Origin of the sequence: Saccharomonospora piscinae (genome assembly GCF_005862235.1) — a bacterium.
GTDB classification, from domain to species: domain Bacteria; phylum Actinomycetota; class Actinomycetes; order Mycobacteriales; family Pseudonocardiaceae; genus Saccharomonospora; species Saccharomonospora piscinae.
Map to the genome: position 1 here is coordinate 50,277 of NZ_VCEK01000005.1, position 17,229 is coordinate 67,505.

A 17,229-nucleotide genomic window follows, 5' to 3' on the forward strand; every position below is an offset into this window, starting at 1 on the left:
GTCGGACAGCAGAGGTCTGCCGCCAGTATCGAGCCCATCGCGGTGCCGCCACCAGTGACGTGGCGTCACCCTCTTACCCGCAGGATTGTCATCACGAAATGATGACGCACCGACACTGCCCGGTGACCGCCGTAGCGGGTGGAATACGGGGCATGTCCACCACACCAGTCATCGACGTCGAACGGCTCAACCTCACCTACGGCGACTTCCACGCCGTGAAGGACCTGTCCTTCCAGGTCGGGCGCGGCGAGCTCTATGCACTGCTCGGCACGAACGGGGCCGGCAAGACCTCGACCCTGGAGATCATCGAGGGGCACCGGACGCCCACGTCGGGCACCGTGCGGGTCTTCGGGCAGAGCCCGCTCGACCGCGCCACCGTGCGGCCCAAGATGGGCATCATGCTGCAGGAGAGCGGCTTCTCCCCGGACCTGACGGTGAAGGAGTCGGTGCGGCTGATCGGGGCCCTGACCCGGCGCGTGGACCGGGTCGAGCGGGTGCTCGGCGTCGTCGCACTCACCCACAAGGCGGGCACTCGCGTGTCGCAGCTCTCCGGGGGCGAGAAGCGGCGACTCGACTTCGCCACCGCCGTGTACGGCACGCCGGAGCTGGTCTTCCTCGACGAGCCCACGACGGGGCTGGACATCCAGTCGCGCGACGACCTGTGGGACGTCGTGGACAAGCTGCGCGACGACGGCGCCACCGTCGTCCTGACCACGCACTACCTCGAGGAGGCCCAGCAGCGCGCCGACCGGATCGGGCTCATGCACCGGGGCACGTTCCACCGGGAGGGAACCGTCGCCGAGCTGACGCGCACCCTGCCCGCCACCATCCGGTTCGTGCTGCCCGCCTCGGCGCCCGCGTTGCCGCTGCCCGCGGCGCGTGAGCGGGACGGGCGCTGCCTCATCGAGACGTTCGGGTTGCAGAAGGACCTGCACACCCTGCTGCGGTGGTCCGAGGACCACGCGGTGGAACTGCGGGAGCTCGAAGCGGGGCCGACTCGGCTCGACGACGTGTTCCGCTCGCTCGGCAGTGAGTAGTCCCGCCCGCACCCGCCCTTCACCTCACAAGGAGTTCCCCATGCTCTCGATCGCCCTCAGCGAGCTGATTCAGCTCTTCCGCAACCGGCTGGTGCTGGTCACCAGCTTCATCATGCCCGTGGCTGTCAGCGCGTTCTTCATCCAGCGCCACGAGCTGTTCGCCTCGGTGGGCAGCCTCGGCTACATCGCGGCCATCGTGATGTTCACTGTCGGGGCCTTCGGCCTCTACACCACCACGGTGACCACGCTGGCCTCTCGCAGGCAGAACCTGTTCCTCAAGCGGCTGCGCTCCACGGCGGAGGGCGATGTCGGGATTCTGTCCGGCCTGCTGCTGCCGGTCACCGTCCTCGCCGTGCTCCAGGTCGTCGTGATCATGGCCGTGCTGGGTTCGGTGGCCGGGGGGCCGGACAATATCGCACTGCTCGCGGTGGGTGTTCTCGCGACACTGGTCATGATGCTCGGGCTGGGACTGGCCACGGCGGGCCTGACGAACTCACCCGAGCACGCCCAGGTGACCACCCTGCCCGTCAGCCTCGGCACCATCGGCGTCGCGAGCTGGGTGGGGCTCACCGGCACGGAGGACCTCGCGGTGGTCAAGCGGCTGCTGCCCGGCGGCTCGGCCACCGAACTCGTCGTCAACGCCTGGAACGGCGGTGTCGCCGTGGCGGACTCGCTGATCCTGCTCGCGCCCACGCTGGCCTGGGTGGTCGTGGCGATCACGCTGGCGAGCCGGATGTTCCGGTGGGAGCCGCGCCGCTGACGGCGTCCAGGACGGTGACGGTGCCGGGGTCGGTGACCCCGGCATCTCGCCATGCGTCGCGCAGTTGCGGGCTGCCCATGTGCCGCTGCGCGAGGGCCAGGTCGGCGAAGTCGAAGAGCACGACGACCTCCTGCGGGTCGCGCCGGTTGCGGAACACGGCGGTACTGCGGCAGCCCGCCTCGGCGCGCGCGGGGCGGAGCCGTTCGAACACCCGCTGCCAGCGGTCGAAGTCCTCGAAGCGCTGCTGGACGAGCACGTGTGGCATGGGGTTCTCCCTCCGGGTCGCCTACAAGCGTTGGTCAACAAATGTAGGCGATCCGGGTGTCTTTGACAACGCTTGTTGACTTAGACTGCCGCGCATGGCGTTCACCGATCGCTCCCGTCCCGCCCGCGAGGCGATCCTGCGCGCGGCGCGCACCCGTTTCGGCACCGACGGCTACGACCGTGCCACCGTGCGCGCCATCGCCGCCGACGCCGGAGTCGATCCCTCCATGGTGGTGCGCTACTTCGGCAGCAAGCGGCAACTGTTCGCGCTCACCGCGGACTTCGACCTCCGGCTGCCGGACCTGCGTGAGGCGCCTCAGGACCACGCCGGTCACGTGCTCGCCGAGCACCTGCTGGCGCGATGGGAGGGCGACGACGGGCTGATGATCCTGCTGCGCACCGCCGTGACCGACGACGACGTCGCCGAGCGGATGCGGGCGATCTTCACCGAGCAGTTGACTCCGATGATCGCCGGGCTCGCGGGGGAGGGCGGCGACGTGTCGGCCCGCGCAGGAGTCGTCGCCACCCAGGCCCTCGGTGTGGCACTGTGCCGGTACGTGCTGCGCCTGCCGCCGGTCGTCGACCTGAGCCCGGACGAGCTCGTCGCCTGGATCGGCCCCACGTTGCAGCGCTACCTCGTCGGTGCGATCTGAGTGAGCCGGGGCCGACCGTCCGGCTCAGCCGAAGGGCGGCCGAACACCGTCCACACTGTACTCCATGACCGTGTCGGACCGGATCGCGATTCCGGTGTCGGGGGCGTTGGCGACCCGCCGCCAGGCGTCGATGTGTTCCCGGGACTCCCAGCGTTCCAGGTTGTTCACCCGAGCCGGGTCGAGCGGGTCGGCGGTGATGGCGATGTCCAGGCAGCCCGGTGCCCGGCGAGCCCTGGCGAGCAGGTCGTGATGCGCGGCGACGAACGCGTCGCGCTGCGCGGGGTCGACCGTCAGATATCCCGTGATGATCAGCAAGAGCGTGTCCCTTCGGGGCGTCGGTTCCTCCCGCATGGTGGCAGTGACCTGTGACAGTTTCCGTGGGCTCGGCGGCCCTCAGTCCGCGCTGCCGTGGTGTTGCAGGTAGGCGAGCACCGCGAGTACACGACGGTGGCCCTGCTCGTCCTCGGGCAGGTCGAGTTTGGCCAGGATGTTGCCGATGTGCTTGGCCACGGCGGCCTGGCTGATCGAGAGGTCCTTCGCGATGGCGGGGTTGCTGCGGCCCTGCGCCATCAGCGACAGCACTTCCTGCTCGCGCCTGCTCAGGCGCGACACCGGCGACTCCGTTCGGTGGCGAGACAGCAGTGCGCGCACCACCTCGGGATCGATCACGATCGCGCCTGCCGCGATCCGCTCGACCGCCCGCACGAACTCCCGCACATCGCCCACCCTGTCCTTCAGGAGGTAGCCGGTGGCGGAGCCGCTGCTGCCGAGCAGCTCGGAGGCGTAGGTCTTCTCGACGATCTGGCTCAGCACCAGCACCGGTAACGACGGTCGTTCGCCGCGCAGCGCGAGCGCCGCTCGCAGGCCCTCGTCGGTGTGCCCCGGCGGCATCCGCACGTCCGTGATCACGATGTCCGGCTCGTGCTCGGCGACCGCGGCGACGAGGCCGTCGGCGTCGGTCGCCGCCGCGACCACCTCGTGCCCGTAACGGGCGAGCAGGGCGGCCAGCCCGTCCCGCAGCAGCGCCGAGTCCTCCGCGATGACGACCCTCAGCGGGCCGCGTTCGCCGTCCATGGAATCTCCATTCGAAGCTCGGTAGGCCCGCCGATGGGGCTGGCCAGCAGCAGTGTGCCACCGGTCGCCGCCACGCGGTCGACCATTCCCTGTAGTCCGGTGCCGCGCTCGGGGTCGGCACCGCCCCTGCCGTCGTCCCTCACCGTGACCACGAGGGTGTCGCCGTCACGGACGCCTCGGATCTCGACACGGTTCGCGGCACCGTGTTTGGCGGCGTTGCTCAACGCCTCGCTCACCGCGAAGTACACCGTGGATTCGACCAGCGGGGACGGGCGGCCCGGCAGGTCGATGCCGGTCACCACGGTCATTCCACCGGAGTGGACGGCCAGTTCCTCGATCGCCGCCGCGATGCCCCGGTCGGTGAGTACCTGTGGGTGAATGCCGCGCACGAGTTCGCGCAACTCGGTGAGCGCGCGGGTGGCGTCCCGCCGTGCTTCGGCCACCAACCTGCTCGCGGCGGCCACGTCGCCGTTGTCCTCGAGTTCGACCTGGGTCAGGCCCAGTGTCATCGCCAGTGACACGAGCCGTTGTTGTGCTCCGTCGTGGAGGTCGCGTTCGATCCGTTGGCGCTCCATCTCGAACGCGTCGAGCAGGCGTGCCCTCGACCGGCCCACTTCCACCAGCCGAGCACCGAGTTCGGCTCTGCTCGACTCGGACATCGCCCGCACCAGTGCGGCGCGTGCCGTGGCCACGGCGACCCACAGATAGCAGGTGGGCACGAGCAGCGCGGCTCCCGCGACGGGCAGCAGTGGCCAGAGATCGTACGACCGCAGCGGGGGCCCGCCGACGACGAGCTGGTCACCGAACACCAGGACGAGGACCGGTGTGGAGATCAGCGTGCCCGCGGTCAGGAGCAGGCCCACCGACACGACCGCTTCCACGACCCACACCACGAACACGACCAGCAGGAGGTACCCGAACTCGCGCCACGTGTCGCGTTGCCCCAGCGGTTCCCACGGTCGGCGCCAGTTCCACCGGGAGCGTGGCCGGGGGGCCATACCCAGCCGGGCGCGGTCGTGCGCCACGACGCGCGGGCCCAAGGTGACCAGCGCCGCGATGAGGAGGGCACCGATTCCCAGCGGCAACAGCAGCAGGCTCGCGGCCAGCCAGCCGAGGACGACGAGCAGCCACGTGAACCCGAGCGCGGTGCCGATCAGCAGGTAGCGGACGGAAAGCCAGGGGGCCCGGGAGAGCAGAAGACGCCGAGGTGACCGACGCAGTGCAGGCCAACCGACGTCCGACACGCTCACCAACCGAATGGTACGGTCGCCGGCCGACGGCACACCAGAGCCCTCGTCGAAGGTAGTGCGCGCTCTACCCGGAGCTTCCACCGAGGACGACTGCACGGCAGCGCGGGGCGTGGTTCGATCGTTTCATGGCGGATCCGGTGCTGCGAGTCGTGTCGCTGTCGCACGCCTACGGCAGGCGGTCGAACGTCGTACACGCGCTGACGGACGTGAGCTTCGATCTGCGGCGTGGTGCCTTCGTCTCCGTGATGGGGCCGTCGGGATCGGGCAAGTCGACCCTGTTGAGGTGCGCCTCCGGAATCGACCGGCCCGCTTCGGGTGCCGTGCTACTCGACGGTACGGACCTGACGACCGTGTCCGAAGTGGAACTCACCGAGCTGCGCCGGACGCGGATCGGCTTCGTCTTCCAGGAGTACAATCTCATTCCCGCGTTGACGACGGAGCAGAACATCGCGCTGCCCCGCTACCTCGCGGGGGACCGGCCCAGTAAGGACGAGGTCACCACGGTGTTGTCGTGGGTGTCGCTCGGCGACCTTCGCGCGCGCAGGCCGTCGGAGCTGTCGGGGGGCCAACGACAGCGCGCCGCGATCGCCAGGGCGTTGATCAGTGAACCCGACGTCGTGTTCGCGGACGAGCCGACCGGCTCCCTCGATTCCAGGTCCTCCGACGAGGTGCTGCGGCTGCTGAGGTGGATGGCCGACGAACGGGGGCGCAGCGTGGTGATGGTGACCCACGATCCGGTCGCGGCGGCGTTCAGCGACCGGGTGCTGTTCCTCGCGGACGGGAGGTTGGTCGACGTGCTGGACAGGCCGACGGCCGGACTGGCCGCCGAGCGAATGGCCCGTCTGGAGCTCCAGGGAGCCTGACATGCTGATGCTCGCGGGCCGGACTCTGCGCGATCGCCGCTCCGTGTTCGTGGGGTCGTTCGTCGCGCTGGTGCTCGGCTCGGCGATGCTGATGGCAGCGATCTCGGTGATCACCTCGGCGGCGTCCGCCGACGTCACCGGGCAGGACAGGGAGACGCTCGACGGCGTCTCGTCGATGATCGGCTTTCTCGCTGCGCTCGCCGCGTTCCTCTCGATCTTCATCGTCGCGAGTACCTTCGCGTTCGCGGTCGCCGCGAGGGCGCGAGAACTCGCCCTGCTGCGCATGATCGGCGCCACCCCGAAGCAGATGCGGCGGCTGGTCCGAGCCGAGGCCCTGCTCGTGGGGGTGGTGGGATCGGCACTCGGCTGCCTGCTCGGGTTGCTGGTCGGTGCAGCGCTCGCTCAACTGCTGGTTCTCGTGGGGGTCGCGCCCGACGGTTTCGCGCTGAGCCTGTCGGGACCGACGTGGTACGTGGCGCTGCCGGTGTCCGCCGTCACCGGTCTGCTGGTGACCTGGTTCGGGGCGGGAGCAGCCGCGCGAAGGGCGAGCCGGGCCAGCCCGTCGGACGCTCTGCGCGAGGCCGACGTCGACGAGCGGGTGATGACCGGTCGCCGCTGGATCATGGGGCTGGTGTTCCTGGCGATCGGGATCGGAGGCGTCGCGATCCTTCCCGCGCTCGCGGGAGACGTCCAGATCCCGATCGCCGTGTTCCTGGCCGAGCCGTTCGTCATCGCGGCAGTCCTGCTGGCTCCGCTGTTCCTCGGCGGGCTCAGTTCGTGGATCGCCCGCGACCGCTCCGCGACCGGCATGCTCGCGGCCGCCACGCTGCGCACCGGGGTGCGCCGCACCACCTCCACGTCGGCGCCGATCGTGCTCGCGGTGGGCGTCTGCGGCTCGCTGCTCGGTGTGTCGGTGGTGATGTCGGCCGCGAGTGAGGCGAGTCTGCGCGAGCGCTACACCAGCGATGTCGTGGTCACCGGGAACACCGACGGCGCTGCGGACGCGATCCGGGCCGAGCCCGGAGTCGAGGGTGTGACGACGATCGGCCACGCCCGGGTCAGGACGGTCGAGGCGGGCGGCCTGTGGGATCAGCCGGTGAACGCGACCGTGGTCGATCCCGGCACCGTCTCGGCCGGAATACGACTGGACGAGGTGAGTGGGTCCCTCGACCGGCTTCGTGGCCCGTCGGTTCTGATGGGCGAGAACCTGGCCTGGTCATTGGGCTGGGAACAGGGCGGCGAGTACTCGATTCGGCTGCCGGACGGTTCGTCCCACCGCGTCGAGGTCGTCGGCCTCTACCGCGACGACGCACTGGTTCAGTCCATGCTGGTGCCCGACGATCTCGTGCGGGCAGGTGAGGGCACGACGGCGGTCCACGTCTCCGTCGAGAGCGAGCCGTCGCCGGTGCGGGACGCCGTGGCGGCAACACTGCCGGGGTCGTCGGTGGAGCTCACCGGGGACTGGCTCGCGCCGCTGATCGAGGAGCAGAACGCCGGCATGCGCTCGGGAGTGTGGCTGCTGAGCGGTTTCGCCCTCGTCTACGCCCTGCTGGCGATCGCCAACACGACCGCGATGGCCTTCCGTTCGCGCCGCCACGAGTTTGATTCGTTGCGCCTGGTCGGTACCACGGACGAGCAACTGCGGGGGCTGGTCCGACGGGAGGCGGGCAGCATCGGACTGGCCGGCGCGCTGGTCGGCTCGGTCATCGCGTTCGGGACGACGGTGGCGGTGTGGTTCGCGCTCCGGACGAGCGTCGCGGAAACTCCGTTCGCCCTGCCCGTGGTCGAGGTCGTCGTGCTGGCCGCGTGTTGTGTCGGCATGGTGGTCGCGGTCTCCGTTGCTACTGTGCGCAGGCTTTGACCTCCACTAAATGAATGATTTTTTCTTGTATCGGACACTGAAACTGAGAATCTGTTCTGCGGTATCAGCTCGTCGGGTGGGGTGACCTTCGTATGGTCTCTGCCTCAGGAAGCTGCGCCTTCGGGGTGTCGTGGCTACGATCATGCAGGCTGCGGAGCTGATTCTCGGGATTGGTAATCCACCTTTGCGGATGGCCTAATGTCTGCCTCCGCTCGCGCTGTTCGCCTTACTCCGATCAGTGCAGGGCTCGGCAGGGAGCGACAGCGGGAATTGCGAAATTCCAGGTCGACGACGTGTGGCCGCGTCAGGCCGGTCCAGTAGGTGAAGCAGCGATTTTCACCTCACCGTGAAACCCATTGCTGGCCAACGTGGACGTTGCCAGTATCTCGAATGGTGTGATCACCACTACCCGGAGCGTGTAGGCAGTAGGATATTTTAATTCCATTCAGGTGTAGCTCTGACTCTCAAGATGGGGGCCGTCGACGTGCGAGACTCCTCGATAGAAGTGTTGTTACATGAGCTCAGTCGTACACACCGAGTTACTGGCGCTCAGCTGGTTGTCCGCCGAACAGGGGGTGCCGCCTCGGCGGTGGCGGGGCTGGAAGATCTCGACAGCGGCGGTGCGGTGACGGCTCGGTCCCGGTTCCCCTTCGGCTCGGTGACCAAGGTCCTGACCGCCACGGTGGTTCTGCAACTCGCCGCAGACGGTGACCTGGACCTGGACGAGCCGGTGCGGGACCACGTGCCCGAACTCGGTATGGCGTCGTGGCGGGCGGTCACGGCACGCCAGTTGCTGAGCCACAGCGCCGGGGTAGTGGCGGGGCACGAAGTCGAGGGCCGGGTCGCTTCGCTGCGCCGGTACGTCCGCAGCTGTGCGCGCGAACCTCTCGTGGCGCGGCCCGGCACCGTCTTCTCCTACTCGAACACCGGCTACGTCGTGCTTGGACGGTTGATCGAGGCGATAACGGGCTACCGTTGGTACGACGCGATCGATTCGTTCCTCGCCGGGCCGCTGGGGCTCGGCCTTTCTTATCTGGACCGCCAGTTCGGCTGGAGCTCGGTCCGCGCGCACGCGGTGCTCGGGCAGACGGTCACTCCCCTCGACGTGGAACTGCCCGGTGGCTGGGGCCCTGCGGGTGGAGTCGCCGGCTCCGCGACCGACCTGGCCACGCTGGCCCACCTGCTCATGACGGGGGAACCGGACGGAGTCCTCGACGTCGACCTCGCCACCGACATGCGAACGGGTGTGCCGGGACTGCAACCGCTCGACCTCGCCGACGGGTGGGGTCTCGGGCTGGCGCTCTACGGCGGAGGGTGGCTCGGACACGACGGAACCCTGGACGGCGCGTCGGCGCACCTCCGCTTCCACCCGAGTCGCGGCACGATCGTGGCACTGACGACCAACGCCAGCAGTGGCACCGCTCTGTGGGAGGACCTCTGGAGCAGGCTGGGTTTCGCCACGCCGACGGCGGTGCCTTCGCGGCCCCACTCGCTACCGGACCTGCGCGGTTACCTCGCGGACGACTACCGCAACGGCGACCTCCGGTTCGAGGTGACCCGAAACGGCACAGGGGGGCTGCGGCTGCGCGACGACACCGGGTTCGCCGCCGCACTGCATCCCGGGGTGGAGCCGGATGTGTTCACGGTGCATCGGGCGGACATCCGCTCGCCCACGCAGCGGTGCCGGTTCGTTCGCGACGACGCGGGCAACGTCGTCGCGCTGCAACTGAGTGGCAGGCTAGCGACAAGGGGTGGGGTCGAGGCAGCGGTATGGAGCGCGAGCAGCTAGCCACGAAATACATTTGGGGGAAGAAATTATCAGCGCCAGATGATGTCCATGCAGAGGATCGAGTTTACGGTCGAAGACCTGACCAAAGTGCGACTGGGTAACTCGCTTGGTGCGGTTGCCGAAACGATTTTCGCCATCAACCTGTTCGAGCAGTCCAGAGTGCGTCCTTTCGGCGAGTGGCGCAAGCAGGTACGCGACCAGTTGAAGAACTCGCCGATCCTGTCCAGGCTCGATTCGGCGCGGGCGAACCGAATGGCCGACCCGCTCTGGATGCTGAACCGGTCGTCGGGAAACGACGAGGGCGCGGAACTGATTCACCAATTCTTCCGTGTCGGAGTGGCGCCGTACTGGCCGCGCCTGCAAAGTCTGTTGCGGGCGGAACGGGACGCGCGCAGCAGGATCGTGGCGACCGGTGGAGTGGACCTGCTGTTCAACAGCCTGGGGCCGAAGGTTCGTTGGCGGGCGCCCGTACTCGAAATCGCTAACGACCTGTCCGGTGACGTCCGGCTCGACGGCAGGGGGCTGCTTCTGTCGCCGTCGGTGTTCGTGGCGAGTCACAGTGCCGTACTGATCGAGTCGGAACCCGCGTCGGGACGACCTGTGCTGGTCTTCGCGACGCCGGTGGACAAGAACGCGGGAGCGTGGCTGTGGGGGCAGACGCGGCGCAGTGAGAACGCGCTCGCCGCGCTCGTCGGCCGAACCCGCGCCGCCAGTCTGCGCGCGCTGACCGATTCCTGCACGACCGGAGAGTTGGCGCATCGGCTCGGTATCTCCATGGCGGGTGCCAGCCAGCATGCCGCGGTCCTCAGGGAAGCCGGGCTCATCACCACGCGCCGCAACCGCAATGCCGTACTACATTCCGTGACACCGCTTGGCTCAGCGTTACTGGCGGGTCAGTTGTGGCCGGTGGGCTGCGATGGCGCGGAGTCCGTCGGATGACTGTTTTCACGACAGCTAAAAAGCATGGCGCCGTTCCTTCGAACCAGCCAGGCTGAGCCTTGAGATTTTCTTTGATTACCAGTGGATCGCACGGCTATGGCAGAGAGGTGGCGACGGATATGGCGGCGACCGAGACGTCCGGCCTACGCCGAATCTCCATTTTTGACACGACGCTGCGAGACGGCGAGCAGGCTCCGGGAAACGGGATGCGGCCGGAGCAGAAATTGCGCCTCGGTGCGCTCGTCGACGGGCTCGGCGTGGATATCGTGGAGACCGGTTTTCCGGCGTCTTCGGCGAGTGATTTCGAGGCGACGCGCTCCTTGTCGAAGCAGCTCACCAACGCGCGGTTCGCCACGTTCGTTCGCGCGGTGCGTGACGACGTGGAGGCCGCGGTGCGGGCCGGTGGCGTGGACAACCATCAGATCCAGGTCCTGGCGACCGGCAGCGACATCCATCTTGAGCACAAGCGGGGCATCTCCCGTGCCGACGGCGAGCGGGAGATGGCCGACACCATCACGTTCGCGCGCGGTCTGGGCATCACCGACATCTCGGTCGCTATCGAGGACGCCACCCGCGGAACCGACGACCTGTTGCACGGCCTCGTCGATACCGTGCTGGAGGCCGGCGCGACGACGATCGCGGTCGGTGACACGTGTGGTTGCCTGCTGCCGGGCGAGTTCGGCGAGTTGATCGCGAAGATCAGGGAATGGGCGCCCCGGCCGGTCGTCGTGGCCACCCACTGCCATGACGATCTGGGACTCGCCGTGGCCAACTCCCTGGCAGGCGTGACAGCGGGCGCCGACGAGGTGCAAGCGACGCTCGGCGGAATCGGCGAACGGGCGGGCAACGCCTCGTTGGAGGAGATCGTCGCCGCGCTCGTCTACAAGGGCGCGTCGCTGGGCGTCCGCACGACCGTCAAGCCGGAGCGGCTCTTTCCGGCTTACCAGGTGCTGGCCGAGACGATCGGCCTTCCGCCTCTGCGGAACAAGGCGGTCGTCGGGGTCAACGCTTTCGCCACTCAGGCGGGCATTCACCAGGCCGGCATCCTGCGCAGGCCGGAGACGTACGAGTACCTCGAACCTGAGGTGTTCGGCAGGCGGCGGCAGCTGATGGTGGGTAGGCACTCCGGCCGCGCGATCATCCGGTACCTGCTCGACAGGCTGGGCACGCCGGTCGACGACGAGGCCTTCGTGGACCGGATGTACGCGGAGTACGTCCTCGGCAACGAGAGTGGCGAGTGTCATGACCTGGAGACGATGGAGTCCCTGATCGGTCAGCACATCGAGGGCAGAGACGAAGCGGCGGCGCTGCGGTGAGCGGTGGGCTGACTCTGCCGGAGAAGCTGTGGCGAAGCCACGTCATCAGCGGTGCCGGCGACGGTTCGGACCTGCTGTACGTGGACCTGCATCTGGTGCACGAGGCCACGTCGTCGCAGGCGTTCGATGGCATCCGTGACACGTCGCGCACCGTCCGCCGCCCGGACCTGACCCTGGCGGTCGAGGACCACAACGTGCCCACCGACTCGCTGACGATCCGCGATCCGGTGAGCAACATGCAGGTGGGCATGCTGCGGCGCAACTGCACCGACCACGGCATCCGCCTGTTCCAGCACGGCAGGCCGCAGCAGGGAATCGTGCACGTCGTGGGGCCGGAGATCGGCGCGGTCCAGCCCGGCATGACGGTGCTGTGCGGCGACAGCCATACCTCCACACACGGTGCGTTCGGCGCGCTCGCCTTCGGGATCGGGACCAGCGACGTCGAGCACGTCCTGGCCACGCAGACACTGGAGATCAGCCCGTTTCGGACGATGCTCGTGGAGTTCGTCGGCGAACCACCCGTCGGCGTGACGGCGAAGGATCTGGCTCTCGCGATGATCGCGCAGGTCGGTACCAGTGGTGGGCAGGGGCACGTGATCGAGTACCGCGGTCCCGCCGTCAGCGCGTTGTCCATGGAAGGCCGGATGACGCTGTGCAACATGAGTGTCGAGGCGGGCGCCCGTGCGGGGATGATCGCGCCGGACGAGGTCACCCTGGCCTACCTTGAGGGGCGGGAACACACACCGACCGGGCAGGCGTGGTCGGATGCCGTCGAGTACTGGCGGACGCTGCGCAGCGACGACGACGCGGTGTTCGACCGGGTCGTGACGGTGGACACGGATGGGCTGGCGCCGTTCGTCACGTGGGGAACCAACCCGAGCGAGAGCGTGCCGCTGACCGGGGTGGTGCCCGACCCCGAGTCGTTGCCCGACGAGACCCGTGCCGCGGCCCTGCGGTCACTGGAGTACATGGGGCTCAAGCCGGGCACCGCGATGCGGGAACTCGACATCGACGTGGTCTTTCTCGGTTCCTGCACCAACGGCCGGATCGAGGATCTGCGCGCCGCCGCCGAGGTACTGCGTGGCAGGCAACTTGCGCCCGGTGTGGAGATGCTGGTGGTGCCCGGATCGATGGCCGTCCGGCAGCAGGCGGAGGAGGAGGGGCTCGCCGAGGTCTTCCGCGCTGCGGGAGCGCTGTGGCGGCTCGCGGGCTGCTCGATGTGCCTGGGAATGAACGCCGACCGGCTTCGTGGCCCGAAGCGCTGCGCCTCGACGTCGAACCGGAACTACCAGGGCAGGCAGGGTCCCGACGCGCGGACCCACCTCGTGTCCCCGGCCGTCGCGGCGGCGACGGCGGTGCGGGGACGGCTGACCGCGCCCCACGAACTGGAGTGAACCCGCCCGAGGGAGAACAGCATGGACCCGATCACCGTCCACACCGGACGTGCCGCCGTACTCCGGCGCAGTGACGTCGACACCGACCAGATCATCCCGGCCGACTACTGCAGGCTTCCCGGCCGTTCCGGGTTCGCCAAGGGGCTGTTCGCGCGATGGCGGGACTCCGACCCTGACTTCGTGCTCAACGACCCGGCGGTGGCCGACGCCACTGTGCTGTTGGCCGGGCCGCGGTTCGGGACCGGCAGCTCGCGGGAGCACGCCGTGTGGGCGTTGCGCGAGTGGGGCTTCTCGATCGTGATAGCGCCCGGGTTCGGCGACATCTTCACCCGCAACGCGCTGAAGAACGGCCTGGTCGTCGTGTCCCTTCCCCCGGAGGCGGTCGAGGAGCTGATGGTGGCCGCAGAGTCGGACGCGGGCCACAAGGTGACCGTCGATCTGGTGTCCTGCACGGTGAGCGCGGGCATGTCGAGCTGGTCGTTCGAGATCGAAGAGCGGGCGCGGTACCTGCTGTGCCACGGCTACGACGGCATCGAGCTGACGTTGCGCAACGACACGGCGATCACGGAGTACGAGAGTCACCGGCGGCCGTGGCTGCCCCGGATGTCGGCCGAGCGCGTCTCATGAGGGCCGCGCGGAGAACTCAGCGGCTGCCCACCGGTGGACTGACCTCGTTGCTCGGAGCGGGCCGCGAGTACGGAGCCGTGGACCTGGCCGTCGGCACACCGGAGTGGCCGGCACCGCCGGAAAACCTCGTCGCGCAGGCGGCCTCGGCCGTCGCGGGATACAACCAGTACGAGAGCCCCGAGGGTGTGCGGGCCCTACGGGAGCAGATCGCCGCGGCGCTCGGTGCGGCGGGTGATCCGGTGGACCCCGAGACGGAGCTGACTGTCACCGTCGGTGCCAGCGAGGGCCTCTGTGTGGCGCTGCTGTCGGTCGTGGACCCCGGCGACGAAGTGATCGTCTTCGATCCGAGCTACGAGAACTTCCTCGGGGGGATCGCGCTGAGCGGTGGCTTACCCCGCTGGGTGCGGGCCGATTCGGCTGGGCGGGTCGACCCGGACGACCTTGCCGCCGCGTTCGGACCGCGCACGAAGGCGGTCGTGGTGAACACGCCGAACAATCCGACCGGTCACGTACTGACCAGGGAGGAACTGGATGTGCTCGGGGCGTTGTGCGAGCGCCACGACACCACGGTGATCAGTGACGAGGTCTACGCGCGGTACGTGTTCGACGGCCGCAGGCACGTGTCGGTGGCCGAAATCCCGAGTCTGCGGGACCGCAGCGTGGTGGTCGGCAGCCTCTCGAAGAGTCATGCGATCAGCGGGTGGCGGATCGGGTTCGTCCGCGCGAATCCCGCCCTGTCGTCGGTGTTGCGGCGCGTGCACATCGCCACCACTGCGGGCGCGGCGGGGCCGCTGCAACGCGCGGTCGTTCAGTCGGGTGCTCTCACGGAGCGGGACTGGGATCCCACCGCGGGAATGCAGCGCAACCGCGACCGGGTGGTGGAGCTGTTCTCCAGGGCCGGACTCGAATGCCTCGTGCCGGAGGGCGGTTGCTACGTGCTGGCGGACATCCGACCGGTGACCGAGCGGGCATCGGACGAGTTCGCCAAACGCCTGCTGGTGGAGGCGGGCATCGTCGTGGCTCCGGGCCGGTACTTCTTCGGCTCCGGCGCCGGAGGGGACGAACTCGTGCGCATCGCGTTCAACCGGCGTAGCGAGACGCTCGACGAGGTCGAGCGGCGCTTGGCGGCGTTCGGCACGGTGGCCGGATGACCACCGTGGTGGTGATCCCGGGAGACGGCGTGGGGCCGGAGGTCACCGACCAGGCAGTCCACGTGCTTGCCACGCTCGGTCTGGGCCTCGACCTCGACGTGCTCGATCAGGTCAACGCGGACCGGTTCCTGCGGACCGGCGTGGCGATGACCGACGACGAGGTGGAACGAGCACGGTCGGCGGACGCCGTGCTGTTCGGCGCGGTGGGTGACCCGAAGGTGCCGGACCCGTCCTACGCCAGGGACGTGTTGCTGCGGCTCCGGTTCGAACTCGACCTGTACGTGAACCACCGGCCCGCCGCGCTGCTGGCGGATCGGCTGAGCCCCCTGCGTGATCCGGCCCTGCGAGCGCTCGACTGCGTCGTGGTCAGGGAGAACACCGAGGGCGCCTACGCAGGTGTGGGCGGGGTACTGCGGGAGCACACGCCTTACGAGCTGGCCCTCGATGGCGACATCAGTACGGCGTACGGCGTCACCAGGGTGCTGGAGTACGCCTTCGCGATCGCGCGTCGCTCCGTGTGCCTGGTGGACAAGGCGAACGCCGTGCCATTCGGGGGTGGGCTGTGGCAGCGACGTTGGTCGGAGGTCAGTGCGGCTCACCCGGACGTCGGGACCAGCCACCTGTACGTCGACGCGGCAGCGATGCGTCTCATCCAGGACCCGACGGCGTTCGACGTCATCGTGACGAACAACTCCTACGGCGACATCCTCAGCGACGTGACCGCCGCACTCGCGGGCGGTCCGGGCACGGCGGCGTCGGCGAACCTCAATCCGCGGCACGGCGTGGGGCTGTTCGAACCGGTACACGGCAGCGCACCCGACATCGCGGGAACCGGCAGGGCCAATCCGGTGGGGTCGGTGCTCTCGGCCGCGCTGCTGCTGGACCACCTCGGCCACGGCGCCGAGGCAGACGCGCTGCGCGCGGCGGTGCGAGCGACGGTCGCGGCAGGGACGTGCACGCCGGATCTGGGTGGTGAGTCGAGCACGAAAGAAGTGGGCGCGGCGATCACGGCGGAGGTCGGATGACGGGCACGGAGATCCAGCACGGCGAGCGCGATCTGGGAGACCCGGATCTGTATCTCACCGACTCCCGGTTCGACCGGTGGCGGGAGTGGGCCGAACGCGACGCCCTCGTATGGAGCGGGCCGGGGACGTCGCCGAGCGGCTTCTGGTCGGTGTTCTCTTACGAGGGGTGCAGGCAGGTGCTCGCTCCGGGCACGCCGTTCAGCTCCGAGTACGGGATGATGATCGGTTTCGACGCCTGGCACCCGGATCGGGCGGGCGGGCGCATGGTCGTCGTCAGCGACGGCGCCCACCACGCCCGGCTGCGCAAAGTCATGGGGCCGTTTCTGTCCCGAGGGAAGGCAGCCGAGTTGCTGGCGTTCGTTCGGCAGGAGGCGGCGGCGCTGCTGGAGTCCGCTCGTGAGCCGGGGACGGACGTGGCCGCGGTGCTGGCGCCGTCCCTGCCCGCGAGCGTCGTGTGCGAGATCCTGGGAGTCCCGCCCGAGGACCGCGGCATGATGGTCGAGCTGACCAACCACGCGTTCGCGGGCGCGGACAACACGTTCGACCGGATGACACCGGAAGAGGCGCACTCGGAGATCCTCTTCTACTGCCACGGGCTCATCGAGCGGCGACGCGTCGAGCGCGGCGACGACATCGTGAGTGTCATGCTCCACGACGAGGGCATGGACCCGGCCGAGGTCCTCATCAACTGCGACAACCTCCTCATCGGCGGTAACGAGACCACCCGGCACGCGATCGCGGGCCTGTTCCACGCACTCAGCACTCGGCCGGGTGCCCTTGACGAACTGCGTGCCGCGCCGGACATGACGCACCTCGCCACGGAGGAGGTCCTCCGCTGGACCTCGCCCGCGATGCACGTGTTGCGGACCGCCATCCAGGACGTCACCGTGCTCGGCACACGCGTCCCGAAGGGGATGCCGGTGGTGGCGTGGCTACCCGCGGCGAACCGCGACACGCGAGTGTTCGCCGACGCGGACGAGTTCGTGCCCACTCGCAGGCCGAACAAACATCTCGGGTTCGGCTACGGCCCGCATCACTGCCTCGGCGCGGCGCTCGCCCGACTGGAGATCAGCGCCTTTCTGGACGTGCTGGCGCAGCGGGTCGAGAGCGTGGCGCTGGCCGCGGAGCCGAGCCGCCTGCGCTCGAACCTCGTGCAGGGCTATCGGAACCTGCCGATCGACCTCAACTGGCGACAGACCACCAAGCGGTGAACGGGAGAGTGTGAA

17 protein-coding genes are annotated in these 17,229 nt (G+C 68.9%); 13 read left to right on the top strand and 4 right to left on the bottom strand.

From position 1 onward, the window contains the following. The first annotated feature begins 152 nt into the window (after window positions 1-152). On the top strand, window positions 153-1,037 hold the full coding sequence (locus FFT09_RS19770) for an ABC transporter ATP-binding protein (protein WP_138383621.1): 885 nt from the start codon (window positions 153-155) through the stop codon (window positions 1,035-1,037). Between the two features lie 40 nt (window positions 1,038-1,077). Further along, the gene (locus FFT09_RS19775; protein ID WP_138383622.1) at window positions 1,078-1,797 is read left to right on the top strand and encodes an ABC transporter permease; all 720 of its coding nucleotides are present in this window, start codon (window positions 1,078-1,080) and stop codon (window positions 1,795-1,797) included. Here FFT09_RS19775 and FFT09_RS19780 read toward each other — a convergent pair. After that, window positions 1,754-2,062 carry an antibiotic biosynthesis monooxygenase family protein gene (locus FFT09_RS19780; RefSeq protein ID WP_138383623.1) on the bottom strand — a complete coding sequence of 103 codons (309 nt, stop codon included), beginning with the start codon at window positions 2,060-2,062 and terminating at the stop codon, window positions 1,754-1,756. The genes FFT09_RS19775 and FFT09_RS19780 overlap by 44 nt on opposite strands. A 94-nt stretch (window positions 2,063-2,156) precedes the next feature. Here FFT09_RS19780 and FFT09_RS19785 point away from each other — a divergent pair, with 94 nt between their 5' ends. Further along, the gene (locus FFT09_RS19785) at window positions 2,157-2,714 is read left to right on the top strand and encodes a TetR/AcrR family transcriptional regulator (RefSeq protein WP_138383624.1); all 558 of its coding nucleotides are present in this window, start codon (window positions 2,157-2,159) and stop codon (window positions 2,712-2,714) included. 24 nt (window positions 2,715-2,738) lie between these two features. Here the strand turns inward: FFT09_RS19785 and FFT09_RS19790 are convergent, their stop codons facing one another. From FFT09_RS19790 to FFT09_RS19800, 3 genes are read right to left on the bottom strand one after another with little or no spacing between them, the layout of a single operon-like run. Next, the gene (locus FFT09_RS19790) at window positions 2,739-3,065 is read right to left on the bottom strand and encodes a putative quinol monooxygenase (RefSeq protein WP_037335308.1); all 327 of its coding nucleotides are present in this window, start codon (window positions 3,063-3,065) and stop codon (window positions 2,739-2,741) included. A 42-nt stretch (window positions 3,066-3,107) separates the two neighbouring features. Beyond that, window positions 3,108-3,788, bottom strand: a complete 681-nt coding sequence (locus FFT09_RS19795) for a response regulator (protein ID WP_138383625.1) — start codon at window positions 3,786-3,788, stop codon at window positions 3,108-3,110. Beyond that, on the bottom strand, window positions 3,764-5,038 hold the full coding sequence (locus FFT09_RS19800; protein WP_167305411.1) for a sensor histidine kinase: 1,275 nt from the start codon (window positions 5,036-5,038) through the stop codon (window positions 3,764-3,766). Before FFT09_RS19800 ends, FFT09_RS19795 begins: the two co-directional genes overlap by 25 nt. Before the next feature lie 125 nt (window positions 5,039-5,163). Here FFT09_RS19800 and FFT09_RS19805 point away from each other — a divergent pair, with 125 nt between their 5' ends. The 10 genes from FFT09_RS19805 (at window position 5,164) to FFT09_RS19850 (ending at window position 17,214) form a co-directional block, all read left to right on the top strand. Beyond that, window positions 5,164-5,901, top strand: coding sequence for an ABC transporter ATP-binding protein (locus FFT09_RS19805; protein ID WP_024876815.1), 738 nt, complete (start codon window positions 5,164-5,166; stop codon window positions 5,899-5,901). A 1-nt stretch (window position 5,902) separates the two neighbouring features. Then, a complete protein-coding gene (locus tag FFT09_RS19810) occupies window positions 5,903-7,762 on the top strand; it encodes an FtsX-like permease family protein (protein WP_081193961.1) in 1,860 nt (619 codons plus the stop codon). Between the two features lie 469 nt (window positions 7,763-8,231). Then, window positions 8,232-9,551: a serine hydrolase domain-containing protein gene (locus tag FFT09_RS19815; protein ID WP_138383627.1), complete on the top strand. Its 1,320-nt coding sequence runs from the start codon at window positions 8,232-8,234 to the stop codon at window positions 9,549-9,551. Between the two features lie 39 nt (window positions 9,552-9,590). Beyond that, complete coding sequence (locus tag FFT09_RS19820) at window positions 9,591-10,490, top strand: ArsR/SmtB family transcription factor (RefSeq protein ID WP_051473419.1); 900 nt, start codon at window positions 9,591-9,593, stop codon at window positions 10,488-10,490. A gap of 119 nt (window positions 10,491-10,609) precedes the next feature. Next, complete coding sequence (locus FFT09_RS19825; RefSeq protein WP_138383628.1) at window positions 10,610-11,806, top strand: LeuA family protein; 1,197 nt, start codon at window positions 10,610-10,612, stop codon at window positions 11,804-11,806. Continuing rightward, window positions 11,803-13,200 carry a 3-isopropylmalate dehydratase large subunit gene (gene leuC, locus FFT09_RS19830; protein ID WP_024876810.1) on the top strand — a complete coding sequence of 466 codons (1,398 nt, stop codon included), beginning with the start codon at window positions 11,803-11,805 and terminating at the stop codon, window positions 13,198-13,200. The genes FFT09_RS19825 and leuC overlap by 4 nt, the downstream gene beginning before the upstream one ends. A 21-nt stretch (window positions 13,201-13,221) precedes the next feature. Beyond that, window positions 13,222-13,827: a 3-isopropylmalate dehydratase small subunit gene (gene leuD, locus FFT09_RS19835; protein ID WP_081193969.1), complete on the top strand. Its 606-nt coding sequence runs from the start codon at window positions 13,222-13,224 to the stop codon at window positions 13,825-13,827. Beyond that, window positions 13,824-14,978 (top strand): pyridoxal phosphate-dependent aminotransferase, encoded by a 1,155-nt coding sequence (locus FFT09_RS19840; protein WP_138383629.1) that lies wholly within the window; start codon window positions 13,824-13,826, stop codon window positions 14,976-14,978. Before leuD ends, FFT09_RS19840 begins: the two co-directional genes overlap by 4 nt. After that, entirely contained in the window at window positions 14,975-16,003 is a 1,029-nt protein-coding gene (locus tag FFT09_RS19845; protein ID WP_138383630.1) for an isocitrate/isopropylmalate dehydrogenase family protein, read from the top strand. The genes FFT09_RS19840 and FFT09_RS19845 overlap by 4 nt, the downstream gene beginning before the upstream one ends. Then, window positions 16,000-17,214, top strand: a complete 1,215-nt coding sequence (locus tag FFT09_RS19850; protein ID WP_138383631.1) for a cytochrome P450 — start codon at window positions 16,000-16,002, stop codon at window positions 17,212-17,214. The genes FFT09_RS19845 and FFT09_RS19850 overlap by 4 nt, the downstream gene beginning before the upstream one ends. The last annotated feature ends 15 nt before the right edge of the window (window positions 17,215-17,229 follow it).